The following is a 17233-nucleotide window of genomic DNA, read 5'->3' on the forward strand; positions in this document are numbered from 1 at the left end:
TGCGCCTGATACTTCGGCTGGCTAGGCTCGGTTCATCACTGCATATCAGTGATCGGGTTTAGCAGCTCGAAACATCACATTGGGCGCATCGACGTCACCTATCGGCAGATTTTTCTTCTGCTCTTTATGGTGGCTGTGCGCAGGGCACCTTCGGGTGCGCCGGTTTCCAATGTGACCGGTCTGCTAACCTGCGTACAGCTGCCACTCCTTCGTTTAGCAGCGATAGCTGGCAGCTCCATTCACATTGGAGATGCACCATGAAAAAGCTCGTTCCCGATCCCCCCCTGTCCTTACCTGGACAATTCAGAATCCCCGAACACGATATCGACACCCAGCGCATTCGCTTGGCCTTGGCGGCGCATAGCGCTGAAACCTCGATCCTCAACAACCTGAAAGACACCGTGTCTACGTCCGTAGGTCATCAATCCATGTTTAGTGTCCGCCCCGGCATCAATGCCGAAGAAGCGTTGGTGCATGTGTCGTTGCTGCTGGACTGTGCGGTACAGGTCAGCGATGAAATTACCGAGCGCGCCAGCGGTGTGGAGCGTGGGTTGATTTGGTCGATGATCCATTCGGTGGAGATGGCTAGAGCGGTGGTGGATTCGTTGCTAGATGCCAATAAACCAGCGCAGCCTCGGTAATCGACTAGATACTCAGGTCCGAAAAATATGGAAACGGGGTGAAGACTGATTTGTCCCGTTTCTGTTAGGTCGCTTTCGCTGGCAAGCCAGCTCCTACAGATGCTGTAGCCCTTCGATATTGCTTAAGCTCTCTCACTGCCCAGCCACGGCCATAGACACGTGGTGAGAGGCAACGCGTCCCTCCCCTGCTACGTCCCCTTTCATATTCACTACTGAACTCCCAAACCAGTTGCGAAAAGAATATCCTTACGGCCTCTTACGCTGTTTCGTACAGCGAATCGGGAAACCTACGGATAGCCCCCCGCATGACCTCTGCACCTATCAGCAATCAATCCAACCCTGCTTGGAGCCGCGACGAGCTCGTTCTTGCCCTGAACTTGTACCTCCTTCACCGCAACGGTTTACCCGGTGTGAATCATCCGGATGTTTTGGCGTTATCGCAGTCTCTTAATCTCATCGGCAATGCCACCGGGGTGAGCAAGAATCAGAGCTTTCGCAATGCCAACGGTGTGTGCATGAAGCTCAACAACTTCCGGCGTTGGGACCCGAGCTACACCAACAATGGGCGTACGGGGCTTGCAAAAGGCAATAAGGATGAGCAGTTGGTGTGGCTGGAATTTGCCAATGACCCGGAGCGTCTTGCTGAGGTTGTGGCGGCGATCAATGCCAACGTTCAGACGATTCCAGCTAGCCCTATCGATTTAAGTGCAGCGGATGACCCGGGCTTCTTCGAAGCAGAGGAAGGCAAAGTGCTCACTCGGGTGCATCGGGTACGGGAAAGAGACAAGAAAATCGTTAAGCGCAAAAAGGAAGAGGCACTGAAGCAGCATGGGGCACTGCAGTGTGAGGCGTGTGGTTTTAACTTCAGCCAAACCTATGGTGCAGATGTGGAGGGGGTGATTGACGTCCACCACACTAAACCTCTGCACACGCTCCAGCCGGGTGACAAAACTAAGCTCGCTGATTTGGCGTTGTTGTGTGCCAATTGCCATCGGGTGGTGCATTCGCAACGTAAGTGGCTGAGTGTGGCTGAAGTGAAAGAGCGGTATCAGGCCAATCTGAAGCAGACGTAAATGTGATGTTGTGACTCCCTGGTTTAGGGGGTCAGAGTGGCTGGTTGGACAGTTTGGTGGCGATCTTGCGGCCGCCTTCGCTGGCAAGCCAGCTCCTACACGGGCTGGCGTCAACCGATGGCTGTGCGGTGTCAGCGAACATTCCGATAAAGCATCAACCGCGCCACCTCATGCATCCCCCGGGTCAACTCCAGCAACCGTTCAAACTCCCGCGGATGCTCCTGCGCCACATCCTCACGCGGTGTGTTTGACGCTAGGTCATGCAACGTCGCGCCACTACCGTCGTGCTGCATCTGCAACAAAAAGTCCTTGGTCACGCCGCCAATCACCGGAAAGGTCCCTTCCCTCAATACCAGCGGCACCACCCGCTCCCCCTCCGGCGCTGGCTGCTGAATGTCCCGCCCCATGGCGCCATTGGTGAAGGGCATCCCGGCCATGCCGGCTACGGTGGGCAGCAGGTCGGCGAGGCCGACGGCTTCTACGATCACCTTGGGCTGCAACATCCCCGGGGCATGGATCAGCAGCGGTACGTTGTTGCTTTCCAGCCCTAGCTGTTCAAAGGCGGGGGCCATGTGGGGGATCTGGCTGATACGGGTGTTGTGGCCGCCCAGCCGGCGTTGCCGCCGATCAGGTAGAGCTTGTGGTACTCGATATTGCTTAAGCACTCTCAATGATCTGCCACACCCGTGGCCGCGTAGTGAGAGCATCCCGTCCCTCCCCTGCTCGCCTCCCTTTCCTACTCACTACTGAACTCCCAAACTAGTTGGGAAAAGAATATCCTTACGGCCTCTTACGCTGTGTCGTACAGCGAATCGGGAAACCTACGGATAGCTCCCGCATGCCCCCTGCACCTACCCGCAATCAATCCAACCCTGTTTGGAGCCGCGACGAGCTCGTTCTTGCCCTGAACCGGTATCTCCTTCACCGCGACGGTTTACCCGGTAAGCGCCAACCTGATTTGAAGATGGATACCTGCCCATCGTGACTGCCTGACGCCGACGTTGCTCGCTTGGTGCTCCGGTGCTGGCTTTCCAGCAACCCATTAGAGAAATCCATATGAACCCCAATCCGACAATCGATAACGTATTACGCGTCGCCTTGGTTACAGGATCCACTTCCGGTATCGGCGCAGCCATTGCACGTGTACTAAGCCAGGCAGGCTATGCGGTGGTGCTCCATTCGCGAAACTCTGCGGATACGGGACGCGCTATGGCTGCCGAAATGCAGCAGGCGATTTACGTGCAGGCTGATCTTGCTGTCGAAGCTGACAGGGTCAGGCTTATTAACGAGGCGATCGCCGCGTGGGGGCAGCTCGACGTATTGGTCAATAACGCCGGTATTAGCAAAGTGATTCCCCACGGCGACCTTGCCTCGGCCAACTCGACGGTGTGGCACGAACTTAACGAGGTGAATGTCGTGGCGCCGTTCCACCTCGTCACTTTGGCCGAGTCGGCATTGCGCGATGCCGCCCGTTACCGTCGAGCAGGTTGCGTCGTAAATATCAGTTCCCATGCCGGTATTCGTCCTAAAGGTGCATCGATTCCCTATGCGGTCAGTAAAGCCGCGCTTAATCACATGACCCGCTTGCTCGCGTTATCCCTGGGGCCAGATATTCGCGTAAACGCTGTGGCGCCTGGCTTGGTCGACACGCCTATGACCGCAGAGTGGACGGGTGCCCAAGAGCTATGGCGAACTCGCGCCCCTATGCGCAGGGCCGCTAGCCCAGACGACATCGCAAAAGCTGTTGTAATGCTGGTCGAGTCGGACTACTTGACCGGCGAGATACTCCTCTCAGACGGCGGGTTGAATCTGACCTAGGTTTAGCGTGCTCCGGTGTAGCAGGTGAGTAGACGAGTCACTCTGTTTCACCGACTCGCCCAAAGGATGGACATCATAGTTTTCAGAGCGGGCTAGAGGACACCGGCGGGCGGATACCCTATCGATTTAAGTGCGGCGGATGACCCGGGCCTCTTCGAGGCAGAGGAAGGCAAAGTGCTCACCCGGGTGCATCGGGTACGGGAAAGAGACAAGAGAATCGTTAAGCGCAAAAAGGAAGAGGCGCTGAAGCAACATGGAGCGCTGCAGTGTGAGGCGTGTGGTTTTAACTTCAGCCAAACCTATGGTGCAGATGTGGAGGGGGTGATTGACGTCCACCACACTAAACCTCTGCACACGCTGCAGCCGGGTGACAAAACTAAGCTCGCCGATTTGGCGTTGTTGTGTGCCAATTGCCATCGGGTGGTGCATTCGCAACGCAAGTGGCTGAGCGTGGCTGAAGTGAAGGAGCGGTATCAGGCCAATCTGAAGCAGACGTAAATGTGATGTTGTGACTCCCTGGTTTAGGGGTCAGAGTGGCTGGTTGGACAGTTTGGTGGCGATCTTTCGGCCACCTTCGCTGGCAAGCCAGCTCCTACACGGGCTGGCGTCAACCGATGACTACGCGGTGTCACCGCACATTCCGATAAAGCATCAACCGCGCCCCCTCATGCATCCCCCGCGTCAACTCCAGCAACCTCTCAAACTCCTGCGGATGCTCCTGCGCCCCATCCTCACGCGGGGTGCTCGACGCTAAATCATGCAAGGTCGCACCACTGCCGTCGTGTTGCATCTGCAACAAAAAATCCTTGGTCACACCGCCAATCACCGGGAAGGTTCCTTCCCTCAACACCAACGGCACCACCCGCTCCCCTTCCGGTGCAGGCTGTTGAATATCCCGCCCCATGGCGCCATTGGTGAAGGGCATCCCGGCCATGCCGGCTACGGTGGGTAGCAGGTCGGCGAGGCCGACGGCTGCTTCGATCACTCTGGGCTGCAACATCCCCGGGGCATGGATCAGCAGCGGTACGTTGTTGCTTTCCAGCCCTAGCTGTTCAAAGGCGGGGGCCATGTGGGGGATCTGGCTGATGCGGGTGTTGTGGTCGCCGAAGAACACGAAAATCGTGTTGTCGTAGTAGCCGCCCGCTTTGGCGATCTCCATTAGGCGGCCGATGTTGAAGTCCAGCAGGCGCACGGCGTTGTATTGCGCCAGGCTGCGGGAACCCGCGGCCTGGACTTGTTCCAGGGGCAGGTCCTGGGCTTGGAAGCCGTCGTTGTCCTTGGGGATGGTGAACGGGCGGTGGTTGCCGGAAGTTTGCAGGTAGGCGAAGAACGGCTGGTCCTGGGGGATGGCGCGCAGCAGGCGGTCGCTTTCCTTGAACAGGTCAAGGTCGGAGATGCCCCAGACGTCCACCTGGGGCGATTGCCAGTGGCTTTCGTCGTACAGGCGCACGTTGTCGATGCTCTGGCGGATCAGGCCGTTGATGTTGGCCCAGCCGGCGTTGCCGCCGATCAGGTAGAGCTTGTGGTAGTCGCTGAAGGCGTTGATCAGGCTGTGTTGGCGGGTGATCAGGGGCTGGCGGGTGGCGGTCTCTTGGCGGGTGACGTCGGGCACGCCGGTGATGCTGGCCCAAACGGTTTTGGCGGTGCCGGTGACCGGGACGTAGAAGTGTTTGAAGAACCAGCTCTGGCGGGCCAGGCGGTCGAGGTTGGGGGTGGGGTTGAGCGGGTTGCCGTAGGCGCCCACGGCGCTGGTGCCGAGGGATTCGAGCATGACGAAGATGACGTTGGGCGGCCGTGGGCGGTCGATGCGGTACGGCTGCACGCCTTGTTGGCGGGTGAAGCTCAGGCGCTGCGGGTCCGGGTGGTCGACGCCGAGGTAGCGGGCCAGGGCCGGGTAATGTTGGCGCACCTGGGCTTCGTCGTACTGGGCCTCGCCGGCCTTGAGGGTGTCGTAGAAGAACAGCACGGGGTTCAGGCCCAGGGCGGCGATCTGGCTGTTGCCGGAGAAGTAGGCGTCGCTCCAGCGCAGGGGGACGGGGTTTTCCAGGTTGAGGTTTTCTACCCGGCCCAGCAGGCCGAGGAACACGGCGGCGATGCCCAGGACGCTGACGCTGGCCAGGGACCAGCGGCCCAGGGGTTGCGCCGGGCGGTCGAGGGTCCGGCGTTCCAGGCGCAGCAAGGCGTAGCAGCACAGGGCCAGGGCGCTGCCCCAGGCGAGGACGATCCACAGCACCGGGTAGCTTTCCCAGAGCATTTGCCGGGAGATCTGTGCGTCGTCCAGGTAGCGCAGCACGGTGGCGTTGATGCGCACGCCGAGGTAGGCGTAGTGGCCGAAGTCGATGATGTACAGCAGCCCTACCCCGCCCAGTACAAGCAGCAGGTAGGCCCGGGCCAGCCAGCGCAAAGTTGGCAGCCGCAGCAGGTTCCAGCGCGGCAGCCAGGCCAGCAGGGCCAGGGGCAGCAGTAGCAGCAGGGTCAGGCGCAGGTCGAAGCGCAGACCGATGCCGAGGGTCTGCAGAATGGCCTCGCGCTGGTCGGCGGCACTCAGGTCCACTCCGGAAAACCCCACGGCGAACAGCAGCCGCAGCAGTGCCAGCAAGCCGAATACCAGCCCAATTGCGCCCACGCCGTAGCGCAGGCGGCGTGATTGCAACCCGCCCATCATTGACCTCTGTGTGGTGTTGTCGAAGGCCGCGGCGCGGCCTGTTGGTTTACCCGGCAAGGGGCTGCCCGCGGCTGCGCAGGGCAAAGCGGCGCCACAGCCACAGCAGCAGCGCGCCGCTGCCGGCGATCAGGCAGTAGCCCGCCAGCAGCGGGTCCAGCAGGTAGTCCCAGTAGTTTTCCGAAGGCTTCAGACGCAGGGCAAAGGCCAGGGTCCCGGCCGCCAGCATCAGTACCCCCAGCAGGTTGCGCTGCCACAGCAGCACCAGCGCCGCCAGGCCCATCAGCACGATCATCGGCCGTGGGTTGTAGCCCCAGCGGTAGGGGTCGAGGTAGGTCAGGCCCAGGGTCGCGGGGTACAGGCTCAGGGTCAGGCCGATAAACAGCAGCAAAACCTGCACTCGGTGTTTGGCTGGCAAGGGCGCAATCACCCCCAAGTGCCGCAGGCTGACCCAGCCCAGCAGCACCAGGGTGCTGATGGCCAGGTCATCGGTGAAGCTGCGCACATAGGCCGCCAGCGGCAGCTGGTTCAGTGGAATAAAGCTGACCAGGGCCAGCACGGGCAGCAGCCAGGGCCGCCAGGGCGCGGTCAGGCGCAGGCTGCCGAGCAGCACGAAGCCCAGGAGGATAAAACTCAGGTGTGCTTGCCATAGCGACAGCATCACAAGCGCTCCGCCAGCCACGCCGCGTTGAAGCTGACGTGCTTGATAAAGGTGTTGTTCCAGGAATAGACCAGGTGGTACAGGCCGTCCGCCCCGCGGCTGAAGTAGGGGTATTCGTACTCGAAGTCGCAGCCCTGGGGCTTGCACACCCGGTAGTCGAGGTTGCTCAGGAAGCGCTGTTCCAGGGGCAGACGCCGGGCGCCGCTGGAGGCACGAAAGCCTTCGCCGATGATGTCCTTGTAGGCCTCGTGGGAAAACGGCTGGCCCAGGGGATCGGGGGACTGGTCCAGTTCCACCAGGGGCCGCCATTGGCTGAGGCCGGCATCGGTGCCGTACAGGCTGAGTTTGAAGCGTCCGTCCTGCAGGTCGTTGAGGGCCACCAGCAGGCCCTGGTCGTCGGTGCCCACCGCCGCCAGCGATGAGTTGGGGTTGGACGGTTGCAGCGGATAGGGCTCGCTCCAGGTCTGCCCGGCGTCTTCGGTGCGGCTGGCCAGGACCTTGTGGTGGGTGTCGCCGGCGTAGCGCAGCATGGCCACGGCGCGGCGTTCGTCCAGGGGCACGATGGTCGGTTGCAGGGAGTGCTTGCCACGGCTGATGCGGAATTTGTCGATCACCGCGCCGTCGGCGCTCAGGTACAGGTACTCGGCGAACTTGCCCATGAACTCGTGGTACACCGGCAGGCCGATCGCGCCGTCGGCATGGAACACCGGCGCGGCGCGCACCAGGGTGCTGATGTTGAAGAACGGCGAGGTAATCAGTTGCCGCGGCGCCGACCAACTGCGCCCCAGGTCATCGGAAACCATCAGGTTGATGGCGCTGGTGGCCCAGCCGCCCACCGACACCGAGACGTAGAACATCCACAGGCGCTGGTCCGGGCCCAGGGCGATCACCGGGTTGCCGAGCTTGCGGATATAGCGCCCGGTGCCGTCACGGGTCGATTCGCGGGTGGCCAGTACTTGCTCGGCGCCCCACTCGCCGCTCTGGGCGTCAAAGCGTGCGCTGCGCACCTGGACGTCGGCGGCGCCTTCCCGGGAGCCGGCGAACCACACGGCCATCAGGTCGCCGCCGGGCAAGGCGGTCACCGAGGAGGAATGCACGAAGTCATCCAGGTCCGAAGAGACGAAGCGGCTGTTGTATTGCGGCGTGCTGTTGGCTTTAGCCGCATCGCTGCCGACGGCGGCCTGGGCGAACGGCGCCAGTTGGTGAGGCGGATGGCTGCGCCAGGCGGCGATAAAGACGACGGCCAACAGCAGGCTGCCGCAGAGGAAGATCAGGCGAAAGGACAGCGCACGCATACAAGAGCCCGTGGCAAATACAGGGTGGGAACAAGGGAAAAACCATTAGCGCTTATCACTGCCCGGCAAGGGCCGGCGGCGGCCGGTGAGCATCGACAACGGCAGATTGTCGCGCACCTGCAGGCTTTCAAAAATCGCCGCGCACAGGTGCAGCAGCACCAGCCCCAGCAGCACATCGGCGCTGGTCTCATGCACTTGCAGCGGCCAGTCGGCGCCCCACAGGGCATCGACCTCTTGCATCAGGAAACCGCTGATGCCGATCAGCAACAGGGCCAGCAGCATCAGCAACATCACCAAAGCCCCGAGGGGCGAATGCCCCAGGCGATGCTCGGGACGCCCGGCCAGCAACGAGCGCAGGTGCCGCGCCAGCCGGGCCCGGGTCGGCCAGAAGTCGGACCAGCGCGCACTGGGCGGCCCGACAAATCCCCAGACTGTGCGCAACAGCAGCCAGGCCATGGCGTAGTAGCCGAGCCAGACGTGCCAGTCGTCACCGGCTTCATTGAAGAAGTAGTTGCCGATAAAGACCCCGGCGATGGACAGGTGAAACAGTCGCACCAGCGGGTCCCACAGCCGCAGGGAAGCGTGCGGCATCAGCCTTTGATCTCGGTCTTCACCGCCTTGCCGGTGACCGGGTCGTGGTAGATCTCGACCTTGCGCTTGTCCTTGTCGAAGCCGTAGATCTCGTAGCAGTTGCCGTCGGTGACCTTGAACTTGCTGATCTGGTAGCCCTGGGCCTTGAGCTGTTCCTGAAAGGCCTTCTGATCCTGCCATTGCGAGCGTTCGGCGGTGGTGCATTGCGGGCCGGCGAGGGCCAGGGGGCTGGCGAGAACCAGGGACAGCAGGAGGATCTTGCGCATGGAAAACGCTCCGGTGATGGGGGAGATTCCACTGTGCAAAACCAAGCTTAGTGAAAGCTTAGTTGGCAACGCGCGGTAACATTTTCCCCGCTAAAAACCCCTGCCGACGGACCCTGGCCGGCGTCATCATGCGCCCCTTCCCTGCCCCCTCGCCCGACCGAGAACCGCCCATGCGCCTGCTGCTTGTCGAAGATGATCGTGCCCTCGGCCAGGGCATCCGCGTGGCCCTGAGCGCCGAAGGCTACACCCTGGACTGGCTGCAGGACGGTGCCAGCGCCCTGCACGCCCTGCGCACCGAAAGCTTCGACCTGTTGCTGTTGGACCTGGGCCTGCCGCGGCTCGACGGCCTGGAGTTGTTGCAGCAATTGCGCGCCGCCCAGCAGGACCTGCCAGTGCTGATCCTCACCGCCCGCGACGGCACCGCCGAACGCATCGCCGGGCTGGATGCCGGGGCCGACGACTACCTGGTCAAGCCCTTCGATGTCGAGGAATTCAAGGCCCGGGTCCGCGCCCTGCTGCGCCGCAGCCAGGGTCGTGCCCAGCCGCTGCTGGAACACGCCGGTATCCGCCTCGACCCGGCCAACCAGCAGGTGCAGTACCACGACGCCGAGGTGGTGCTGACGCCCATGGAATACCAGTTGCTGCACCAGCTGATGGTGCGCCCGGGCAAGGTGGTGACCCGCGAGCGCCTGTCCCGGGCGCTGTACGGCTGGCAGGACCGGGTCGAGAGCAACACCCTGGAAGTGCTGATCCATAACCTGCGCAAGAAGCTCTGCAGCGAGCTGATCCGCACTGTGCGCGGCGTCGGTTACGTGCTGGCGCTCAAGCCATGAACTCGGTGCGCACGCGGATTCTGCTACCGGTCCTGGTCCTGGTGCTGCTGGGGGATTTGCTGATCAGCTGGCTGGTGCTGCGCGACAGCCACCACGAAATCGAAGAGGTCTACGACGCCCAGCTGGCCCAGAGCGCGCGCCTGCTGCAAGGGGTGCTGCGCCAGCGCGACCCGGCTCAAAAGCCGGACGCGGCGGACTGGGAGCGCCTGCACCAGGCCTTCGACCAGGCCATGAGCCGGGTCGGCGTGGCAGGCGCGGCCCACCCTTATGAAACCCGCCTGACCTTCCAGGTCTGGCGCGACGATGGCCAGTTGCTGATGCGCTCCGCCGAGGCCCCGCTGCTGGAGGCGCCGCCCACCACCCTGGGGGCCCACGACATCCTGGAAAACGGCAAGGACTGGTGCGCCTTCCTGCTGGCCGACCCACAGCAGGGCTTGCTGATCTGGGTTGGCGAGCGCGATGACATCCGCCAGGACCTGATCCAGCGCATCGTGCGCCATACCCTGTGGCCGACCCTGATCGGCGTGCCGCTGCTGGCGTTGCTGATCTGGCTGACCATCGGCTGGGGCCTGGCGCCGCTGCGGGCCATGGCCCGGGCCATTCGCGGACGCAGCAGCGACACCTTGCAGCCGCTCGGGCTCAAGCCCCTGCCCCAGGACCTGGAGCCAATGCAGACCGCCCTCAACCAGTTGTTGGCCCAGATAGACAGCCTGCTGGAGCGCGAGCGGCGCTTTATCGCCGACGCTGCCCATGAACTGCGCACGCCCCTGGCGATCCTGCGGATTCATGCGCAGAACGCCCAGAGTGCCGGCAACCCGGAGCAGCGCCGGGAAGCCCTGGATTTTCTGGTGAGCGGCGTCGACCGCGCCACCCGCATCGGCAGCCAGTTGCTGACCATGGCCCGCATCGAACCGCAGCTGAACAGCCCGCGTCTGAGCCGCATCGACCTCAGCGCCCTGGTGCGCGAAGAGCTGGCGGAACTGACGCCCCTGGCCCTGGAGAAAGACGTCGAACTGGTGCTGGAAGGCGACGAAGGCTGCCTGATCGCTACCGACCCGGTGGCCCTGGCCATCGCCCTGCAGAACCTGGTGACCAACGCCCTGAACTTTGCCCCAGCGGGCAGCGAGGTACGGGTCGGCCTGCGGCCCCAGGCGGACGGCGCGATGCACCTGTGTGTGGAAGATGCGGGGCCGGGTATCGACGAGCAGCAGCGCGAGCGTTTGCTGGAGCGCTTCTACAGCCAGGGCAACGCCAATGGCGCCGGGCTGGGGCTGGCAATCGTGCAGATGATCGTCAGCAAGATCGGCGGTCGCCTGGAGTTGCGCAATCGGCCTGAGGGCGGGCTGTGTGCATTGTTGTTGCTGGGACCGGCGCTTTAGTCGGCGGCGCGAAGGGCCTATCCTGTGCGCCGCTCGGGAATGGGGGCGGCCTTGCGGGCGTATTCGCTGGCAAGCCAGCGCCTACACAAGCACGCCCCCGTAGGAGCCGGCTTGCCGGCGAAAGCGTCCGTAAGATCGCCTTCGTCGGCAGCCGACTCTTACAAACGAAATGACAATCAGGGAGACACCCATGGCCATGCCGGAACGGCTGAAACCAACACCCGCCACGCCGAAAATACGTGCGCTGATGAAGGGCTTGCTGAAGCAGATCCTCGACCGCATCTGGGACAACCAGGAACGGGAAAGCCCCGAGATCAATGCACTGATCCAGCAGTGGAACAGCCACGCCGGCCGGCCTTTCGAGTTCCACGAATTTCGCGATATGCACAGCCATACCAGCGCGGCGAACTTTCTGCGCACGGCCTTTCATCAGGAGCGCTACGTTGACGACCTGAGCTTCGCCGAGGCCTGCGCCCTGGCGGATTTCATCTGCCAGTGCGAAGGCACGGAATCTGATACGGACTACGCCCTGAGCCTGCTGGAAACCAACTTCCCCGAGGCCAATGCCTCGGACCTGATCTTCTGGCCCAACGAGTGGTTTGGCGATCAAGATATGTTGCATATCGAGCTGAGCTCGGCGCAGATCATCGGTTATCTGATGGCGCAGTCTTCGCGGCAACTGCAGGATGCACCGCCGATCACCTTGCCCTACCCCATTCCACCGCAGCCATAGAGGCCATCGGGCTGGCCAGCTGCATAAGCACCGCCGTGGCCAGCCACAGGTAGGGGCGTCCAGTTCGCCCCTCGTTCAGCCCTGATCGCCGCCGCCCACCGGCAGCACCGTGCCGGTGATGTAGGAGGCTTCGTCGGAGGCCAGGAACAGGATCGCCGCCGCCTGCTCGTCAACGCTGCCGTAGCGGTGCATCAGGCTGCTATCCAGGGTCTGGTCGACGATCTGCTGGTACCAGGCCTGCTCTTCGGTACTGGGCTCGGCGCTGTTGCGCGGAATGCGCCGCGGCGGTGCCTCGGTGCCGCCGGGAGCGGTGGCGTTGACCCGCACGCCGCGGCCGGCGGTTTCAAACGCCAGGCACGCAGTGAGTGCGTTGATGCCGCCCTTGGCCGCGCCGTAGGGTACGCGGTTGAGGCTGCGGGTGGCGATGGAGGAAACATTGACGATGGCGCCGCGGCCCTGCTCCAGCATCTGCGGCAAGGCGGCGTGGCAGCACCACAAGGTGGGGAACAATGAGCGGCGCACTTCGGCTTCGATCTGCGCCGGCTCGTAGTGCTCGAAAGGCTTGGCCCAGATGGTGCCGCCGACGTTGTTGATGAGGATGTCGAGGCGGCCGAAGTGGTCGATGGCGGCGGCCATGATGCGGCTGCATTCGCTGTACTGCTCCAGGTCGGCGGTGAGGGCCAGGATCGGGTAGCGGGGGTCGAGTTCAGCGGCCAGTTCGAAGACCAGTTCCGAGCGGTCCACCAGCACCACGCGGGCGCCCTCTTCGGCCAGGCGTTCGGCAACGCGACGGCCGATGCCCTGGGCGGCGCCGGTGACCAGGGCGACTTGGTTGTGGAAACGGTTCATGGAAACCTCGTAAATGCAAAAAGATAGGGAGAACACCACCCGACGTAGGAGCCGGCTTGCCGGCGAAGAGGCCCTTGAGCCTAGCAGCGCTCTTGTGGACGCCTTCGCTGGCAAGCCAGCTCCTACAACGTTATGCCTTGCCGTGTGGGATTCCGTAGGAGCCGGCTTGCCGGCGAAGAGGCCCTCGAGCCTTGCACGCCCTTGTGGACGCCTTCGCTGGCAAGCCAGCTCCTACAGCGGCGGGGCGCTCTTCAGGCGGCGCTGGCGGCGAACTTCTCGTAGTAGAAATTCGCCGGGGCGATGCCCTGTTCGCGGATGAACTGGCTCACCGCCTCCACCATTGGCGGCGGCCCGCACAGGTAGACGTCCACATCGCCCTGGTTGAGGTGCGCCGGTTCGATGTGCTGGGTCACGTAGCCCTTGCGCGGGTACTGGCTTTCGGGGTTGGCCACGCAGGCGCTGAAGCTGAACTGCGGGATACGCGCGGCAAAGTCTTCCAGGCGCTCCAGTTCCACCAGGTCGAAGTCGTTGGTCACGCCGTAGATCAAATGCAACGGGTGCTCACTGCCCTGCTCGGCAATCTTCTCCAGCATCGCGGTGAACGGCGCCAGCCCGGTGCCACCGGCCAGCAACAGCAAGGGTCGGCGGATGTCCCGCAGGTAGAAGCTGCCCAGGGGCCCGGCCAGGGTCATGCTGTCGCCGGCTTTGGCGAGACTGGTGAGGAAGCTGCTCATCAGGCCGCCGGGCACATTGCGGATCAGGAAACTGACCTCGCCATCGCGCTGCAGGGAGCTGAAGGAATAGGCGCGGGTCTGCTCGCTGCCAGGCACGCCGAGGTTGACGTACTGCCCCGGCAGGAACGCCAGCTGGTTCAGGGCCTCGCCCTTGATCGACAGGGCGATGGTGCTGTCGGACAGCTGGCGCACCGCGCTGATGCTGGCCTGGAAGGTGGCCTGGCCGGCCCGGCAGACCTGGGACGAGGCCGGCACCCGTACCACACAGTCGCTCAAGGCGCGCATCTGGCAGGTGAGGACAAACCCCTGCTCGGCCTCATCCGCGCTCAGCGCGTCTTCGATGTAGTCCTCCCCCAGCTCGTAGCGCCCCGCCTCGGCCAGGCACTTGCAGGTGCCGCAGGCGCCGTCGCGGCAGTCCAGGGGAATATTGATGCCCTGGCGGTAGGCGGCGTCGGCCACGGTTTCGCCCGGGTTGGCGTTGACGAAGCGGGTCACGCCGTCTTCGAAATTGAGTGCGATTTGATGGCTCATGGCAGTCGCCTCAGAGGTGGTAGATATCGACGACCTGGCGAACGTAATCGTTCTTCAGGATGACTTTCTTGGCCAGGATCAGCGGGTTTTCGCCGCGCACATCCAGGGTGTAGAAGCTGCAGCCGAAGTAGCTGTCCACGGTCTTGTAACGAAAGCTCAGGGTGTGCCAGTTGAAGCGCAGCTTGCACTGGCCGTCGCCCTGCTCCAGCAGCTCGATATTGCTCAGGTTGTGGGAGGTGCGGGTGTCGGGAATGCTGGCGCTGGAGCGCTCGGTCTTGATGCGGAACACCCGGTCTTCCAGGCCGCTGCGGTTGCCGTACCAGATCAGCGAGATTTCCCGCTGCGGGTCTTCGGTCAACTGGTCGCTGTCGTCCCAGGAGGGCATCCAGAAGGTGGCGTCCGGGGCGTAGAGTTCCAGCCAGCTGTCCCACTCCTTGTCGTCCAGGTAGCGAGCTTCGCGATACAGGAAATCGCGCACGACGTCGTAGGAAATGGTCATTGCACGGCCTCCACGTCGATCCGGCGAGAGGCTTCAAGCTCCAGGGCCGCGAGCAGGGTTTGCTGCCAGTACTTGTGCTGCATCACGAACAGGCCTTCGTCCTCGGTGCGCACCCCGCTGAGGATCGGTTGCAGGTCGATTTCTTTCGCTGCGTCGTCCGCGCCCTGGACCCAATGCTCGGCGCCGCGGGACATGTCGTTCCAGGCCGTGGTGCTGCCCTGGTAGCCGAGCTGGCAGGAGCGGAATTCCTCCAGGTCGTCGGGGGTGGCCATGCCGCTGACGTTGAAGAAGTCTTCGTACTGGCGGATGCGCCGGGCCCGGGCTTCGTCGCTCTCGCCCTTGGGGGCGATGCAGTAGATGGTGATTTCGGTGCGGTCCACGGAGATCGGCCGGGCGATGCGGATCTGCGAGCTGAACTGGTCCATCAGGTAGAGGTTCGGATACAGGCACAGGTTGCGCGAGTTCTCGATCATCCAGTCGGCGCGGGCCTGGCCAAAGTCCCGGGCCAGCTCGTCGCGGCGCTCGTAGAGCGGGCGGTCTTCGGGGTTGGACCAGCGGGTCCAGAGCAGCATGTGGCCCTTATCAAAGGAGTAGAAACCGCCGCCCTGCTTGGCCCAGCTGCCGGCGCTCATGGTGCGGATGTCTTCCCCGGCCTCGCGCTGCTTGCGCTGGTTCTGGGTGGCGGCGTAGTTCCAGTGCACCGAGCTGACGTGGTAGCCGTCGGCGCCGTTCTCGGCGGTGAGCTTCCAGTTGCCTTCGTAGATGTAGCTGGAGGAGCCGCGCAGCACTTCCAGGCCGTCGGCGGACTGGTCGACGATCATGTCGATGATCTTCGCCGACTCCCCCAGGTGCTCCACCAGCGGCAGCACGTCGGGGTTGAGGCTGCCGAACAGGAAGCCACGGTAGGACTCGAAGCGCGCGACGCGGGTCAGGTCGTGGGAGCCTTCGCAGTTGAAGCTGGCCGGGTAGCCGGCGGCGGCCGGGTCCTTGACCTTGAGCAGCTTGCCGGTGTTGTTGAAGGTCCAGCCGTGGAACGGGCAGGTGAAGGAGGCCTTGTTGCCGGTCTTGTGCCGGCAAAGCATGGCGCCGCGATGGCTGCAGGCGTTGATGAAGGCGTTGAGCTCGCCGTTCTTGTTGCGGGCAATGAAGATCGATTGCCGGCCCATGGTGGTGCTGTAGTAGTCGTTGGGATTGGGGATCTGGCTGTCGTGGGCCAGGTACAGCCAGTTGCCTTCGAAGATGTGCTGCATCTCCAGGTCGAACAGCCGGGGGTCGGTGAACATCTCCCGCTTGCAGCGGTAGACGCCCTGGTCGGGGTCTTCTTCAAGCAGGGAATGCAGGTATTCGGGTCGCAGGGACATGGCCGCCGCCTCCATTGTTTTTATTCAGGCAGGGCCATGCTAGGGCGGGCTTGGAACGGGCAATAGCCAATGCGTGCAGACCTGTATCCGTTTTCTGCAAAAGCACCGACGGTGGGTTGTGTAGGAGCCGGCTTGCCGGCGAAGAGGCCCCTGGGTGGGGCGCTGAGCCTGCCAACCCCTTCGCTGGCAAGCCAGCTCCTACAAGAGGCCGATGCCAGAGGATCAGTGCCGACGCTTGAGGGTGTCGGAGGGCAGTTCGCCGTATTGCTGGCGGTAGCTTTGGGCAAAACGCCCAAGGTGCAGGAAGCCGAAATCCAGGGCCAGTTCGGTGACGTTGCGCACCGGGCTGTGCGGGTCGCTGAGGCAGGCGTGCACCCGTTGCAGTTTCTGCTGGCGGATGTAGTTCTTCGGCGTGGTGCGGGCGTTGCGCTCGAACAGCGCGTACAACGAGCGCAGGCTCATGCGCGCCTGTTGCGCCAGTTCTTCGCAGCCGATGTCGTGCTTGAGGTTGCGTTCGATGTAGTCGGCAATCCGTTCGAAGGTCGCCGCCGAGGCGCCCAGGGCACCGCGCTGCACGTTGGTCTGCATCAGCCCCAGCAGTTTGCCCACCAGGATGTGCGCGTAGTGCTCCTGGACCTTGGGCATGCTTTCCAGGGCTTCGGCTTCCTGGCACAGCAGGCTCAGCAAGGGCACGAAGCCTTCCAGTTCCTGCAGTTGGTAGCGCTGGCGCAGAAAGCGCACGCCCTGCCCCGGGTACTGCCAGCGCTGTTCCTGGCAGGCGTTTTCCAGCAGGCGGGTGGGAATCTTGATGATGAATTTTTCGCAGTCGTCGGAATAGGTCAGGTCCACCGGGTCGTCGGGGTTGATCAGCAGCAGTTCCCCCGGGGCGAAGTAGTGCTCCTGGCCCGGGCCACGCCACCGGCAGTGGCCCCGCAGCAGTACTTGCAGGTGGTAGATGCTTTCCAGGGCCGGCGAGGTGACGCGCACGCTGGCGCCGTAGCTGATGCTGCACAAATCCAGGCTGGCCAGGGCCCGGTGCTGCAGGCTGGCCTGGGGATGGCCGGCCCGGGGCAGGCGGATGCAGTGGCTGCCCACGTGCTGATTGACGTAACCGGATACGGCATAGGGATCGGCTTGAACAAACACGCTGCTGCGCTCACTCAACAGATGCATCTGCATGATCGGGTCACTCTGATGGTTCTTATTGGGTCTGCGCTTCAGGCACGCAACGCAGTCTCGTCAGGCCCGGCATAACGGCAAAAGCCACGGGCACCTGGTCGGTGCTCCGTGGCCGGGCCAGGCACGGT

At 63.2% G+C, this 17233-nt stretch carries 17 protein-coding genes and 1 pseudogene; 7 read left to right on the forward strand and 11 right to left on the reverse strand.

The features are described 5' to 3' along the window. Nucleotides 1-257 precede the first annotated feature (257 nt). Entirely contained in the window at nt 258-641 is a 384-nt protein-coding gene (locus PFLCHA0_RS19525; protein WP_015636255.1) for a DUF6124 family protein, read from the forward strand. A gap of 305 nt (nt 642-946) precedes the next feature. Continuing rightward, on the forward strand, nt 947-1714 hold the full coding sequence (locus tag PFLCHA0_RS32000; protein ID WP_015636256.1) for an HNH endonuclease: 768 nt from the start codon (nt 947-949) through the stop codon (nt 1712-1714). 131 nt (nt 1715-1845) lie between these two features. On the opposite strand, the pseudogene PFLCHA0_RS19535 reads toward PFLCHA0_RS32000, so the two are convergent. Next, nucleotides 1846-2322: pseudogene (locus tag PFLCHA0_RS19535) on the reverse strand (sulfatase); the annotation flags it as partial. Nucleotides 2323-2770: 448 nt separating this feature from the next. Between PFLCHA0_RS19535 and PFLCHA0_RS19540 the strand changes: the two are divergent. Both PFLCHA0_RS19540 and PFLCHA0_RS31330 read left to right on the forward strand, forming a co-directional pair. Then, on the forward strand, nt 2771-3532 hold the full coding sequence (locus PFLCHA0_RS19540; protein WP_080644466.1) for an SDR family NAD(P)-dependent oxidoreductase: 762 nt from the start codon (nt 2771-2773) through the stop codon (nt 3530-3532). A gap of 174 nt (nt 3533-3706) precedes the next feature. Continuing rightward, nucleotides 3707-4030, forward strand: a complete 324-nt coding sequence (locus PFLCHA0_RS31330) for an HNH endonuclease (RefSeq protein ID WP_015636259.1) — start codon at nt 3707-3709, stop codon at nt 4028-4030. 130 nt (nt 4031-4160) lie between these two features. Here the strand turns inward: PFLCHA0_RS31330 and PFLCHA0_RS19550 are convergent, their stop codons facing one another. The 5 genes from PFLCHA0_RS19550 to PFLCHA0_RS19570 are packed head-to-tail and all read right to left on the reverse strand — an operon-like array spanning nt 4161 to nt 9007. Continuing rightward, a complete protein-coding gene (locus PFLCHA0_RS19550; RefSeq protein WP_015636260.1) occupies nt 4161-6194 on the reverse strand; it encodes an LTA synthase family protein in 2034 nt (677 codons plus the stop codon). 49 nt (nt 6195-6243) lie between these two features. Further along, entirely contained in the window at nt 6244-6855 is a 612-nt protein-coding gene (locus PFLCHA0_RS19555) for a hypothetical protein (protein ID WP_015636261.1), read from the reverse strand. After that, a complete protein-coding gene (locus PFLCHA0_RS19560) occupies nt 6855-8150 on the reverse strand; it encodes a sialidase family protein (RefSeq protein ID WP_015636262.1) in 1296 nt (431 codons plus the stop codon). The genes PFLCHA0_RS19555 and PFLCHA0_RS19560 overlap by 1 nt, the downstream gene beginning before the upstream one ends. Nucleotides 8151-8195: 45 nt before the next feature. Then, on the reverse strand, nt 8196-8741 hold the full coding sequence (locus PFLCHA0_RS19565; RefSeq protein ID WP_041752405.1) for a cytochrome b/b6 domain-containing protein: 546 nt from the start codon (nt 8739-8741) through the stop codon (nt 8196-8198). Next, nucleotides 8741-9007, reverse strand: a complete 267-nt coding sequence (locus tag PFLCHA0_RS19570; protein ID WP_041752407.1) for a PepSY domain-containing protein — start codon at nt 9005-9007, stop codon at nt 8741-8743. The genes PFLCHA0_RS19565 and PFLCHA0_RS19570 overlap by 1 nt, the downstream gene beginning before the upstream one ends. 170 nt (nt 9008-9177) lie before the next feature. Here PFLCHA0_RS19570 and PFLCHA0_RS19575 point away from each other — a divergent pair, with 170 nt between their 5' ends. From PFLCHA0_RS19575 to PFLCHA0_RS19585, 3 genes are all read left to right on the forward strand, one after another. Next, nucleotides 9178-9840 carry a response regulator gene (locus tag PFLCHA0_RS19575; protein WP_016966833.1) on the forward strand — a complete coding sequence of 221 codons (663 nt, stop codon included), beginning with the start codon at nt 9178-9180 and terminating at the stop codon, nt 9838-9840. After that, nucleotides 9837-11219: an ATP-binding protein gene (locus PFLCHA0_RS19580; protein ID WP_015636265.1), complete on the forward strand. Its 1383-nt coding sequence runs from the start codon at nt 9837-9839 to the stop codon at nt 11217-11219. Before PFLCHA0_RS19575 ends, PFLCHA0_RS19580 begins: the two co-directional genes overlap by 4 nt. Before the next feature lie 190 nt (nt 11220-11409). Further along, on the forward strand, nt 11410-11952 hold the full coding sequence (locus tag PFLCHA0_RS19585; RefSeq protein ID WP_015636266.1) for a hypothetical protein: 543 nt from the start codon (nt 11410-11412) through the stop codon (nt 11950-11952). Between the two features lie 75 nt (nt 11953-12027). Here PFLCHA0_RS19585 and PFLCHA0_RS19590 read toward each other — a convergent pair whose 3' ends face one another. The 5 genes from PFLCHA0_RS19590 to PFLCHA0_RS19610 form a co-directional block, all read right to left on the reverse strand. After that, nucleotides 12028-12801, reverse strand: a complete 774-nt coding sequence (locus tag PFLCHA0_RS19590; RefSeq protein ID WP_015636267.1) for a 1,6-dihydroxycyclohexa-2,4-diene-1-carboxylate dehydrogenase — start codon at nt 12799-12801, stop codon at nt 12028-12030. Nucleotides 12802-13052: 251 nt separating this feature from the next. Then, nucleotides 13053-14066, reverse strand: coding sequence for a benzoate 1,2-dioxygenase electron transfer component BenC (gene benC / locus PFLCHA0_RS19595; protein WP_015636268.1), 1014 nt, complete (start codon nt 14064-14066; stop codon nt 13053-13055). A 10-nt stretch (nt 14067-14076) separates the two neighbouring features. Next, nucleotides 14077-14565: a benzoate 1,2-dioxygenase small subunit gene (gene benB, locus PFLCHA0_RS19600; RefSeq protein WP_015636269.1), complete on the reverse strand. Its 489-nt coding sequence runs from the start codon at nt 14563-14565 to the stop codon at nt 14077-14079. Further along, nucleotides 14562-15926, reverse strand: a complete 1365-nt coding sequence (gene benA / locus PFLCHA0_RS19605; RefSeq protein WP_015636270.1) for a benzoate 1,2-dioxygenase large subunit — start codon at nt 15924-15926, stop codon at nt 14562-14564. The genes benB and benA overlap by 4 nt, the downstream gene beginning before the upstream one ends. 222 nt (nt 15927-16148) lie before the next feature. Beyond that, on the reverse strand, nt 16149-17105 hold the full coding sequence (locus tag PFLCHA0_RS19610; protein WP_015636271.1) for an AraC family transcriptional regulator: 957 nt from the start codon (nt 17103-17105) through the stop codon (nt 16149-16151). Between the last annotated feature and the right edge of the window lie 128 nt (nt 17106-17233).

This window comes from Pseudomonas protegens CHA0 (genome assembly GCF_000397205.1).
Lineage (GTDB): Bacteria > Pseudomonadota > Gammaproteobacteria > Pseudomonadales > Pseudomonadaceae > Aquipseudomonas > Aquipseudomonas protegens.

Coding starts and splice junctions, on each gene's coding strand:
- PFLCHA0_RS32000 (WP_015636256.1), top strand. CDS start 947: ATGACCTCTGCACCTATCAGCAATCAATCCAACCCTGCTTGGAGCCGC.
- PFLCHA0_RS19525 (WP_015636255.1), top strand. CDS start 258: ATGAAAAAGCTCGTTCCCGATCCCCCCCTGTCCTTACCTGGACAATTC.
- PFLCHA0_RS19610 (WP_015636271.1), bottom strand. CDS start 17,105: ATGCAGATGCATCTGTTGAGTGAGCGCAGCAGCGTGTTTGTTCAAGCC.
- PFLCHA0_RS19570 (WP_041752407.1), bottom strand. CDS start 9,007: ATGCGCAAGATCCTCCTGCTGTCCCTGGTTCTCGCCAGCCCCCTGGCC.
- benA (WP_015636270.1), bottom strand. CDS start 15,926: ATGTCCCTGCGACCCGAATACCTGCATTCCCTGCTTGAAGAAGACCCC.
- PFLCHA0_RS19550 (WP_015636260.1), bottom strand. CDS start 6,194: ATGGGCGGGTTGCAATCACGCCGCCTGCGCTACGGCGTGGGCGCAATT.
- benB (WP_015636269.1), bottom strand. CDS start 14,565: ATGACCATTTCCTACGACGTCGTGCGCGATTTCCTGTATCGCGAAGCT.
- PFLCHA0_RS19585 (WP_015636266.1), top strand. CDS start 11,410: ATGGCCATGCCGGAACGGCTGAAACCAACACCCGCCACGCCGAAAATA.
- PFLCHA0_RS19555 (WP_015636261.1), bottom strand. CDS start 6,855: ATGCTGTCGCTATGGCAAGCACACCTGAGTTTTATCCTCCTGGGCTTC.
- PFLCHA0_RS19565 (WP_041752405.1), bottom strand. CDS start 8,741: ATGCCGCACGCTTCCCTGCGGCTGTGGGACCCGCTGGTGCGACTGTTT.
- PFLCHA0_RS19590 (WP_015636267.1), bottom strand. CDS start 12,801: ATGAACCGTTTCCACAACCAAGTCGCCCTGGTCACCGGCGCCGCCCAG.
- benC (WP_015636268.1), bottom strand. CDS start 14,066: ATGAGCCATCAAATCGCACTCAATTTCGAAGACGGCGTGACCCGCTTC.
- PFLCHA0_RS19575 (WP_016966833.1), top strand. CDS start 9,178: ATGCGCCTGCTGCTTGTCGAAGATGATCGTGCCCTCGGCCAGGGCATC.
- PFLCHA0_RS19540 (WP_080644466.1), top strand. CDS start 2,771: ATGAACCCCAATCCGACAATCGATAACGTATTACGCGTCGCCTTGGTT.
- PFLCHA0_RS19560 (WP_015636262.1), bottom strand. CDS start 8,150: ATGCGTGCGCTGTCCTTTCGCCTGATCTTCCTCTGCGGCAGCCTGCTG.
- PFLCHA0_RS19580 (WP_015636265.1), top strand. CDS start 9,837: ATGAACTCGGTGCGCACGCGGATTCTGCTACCGGTCCTGGTCCTGGTG.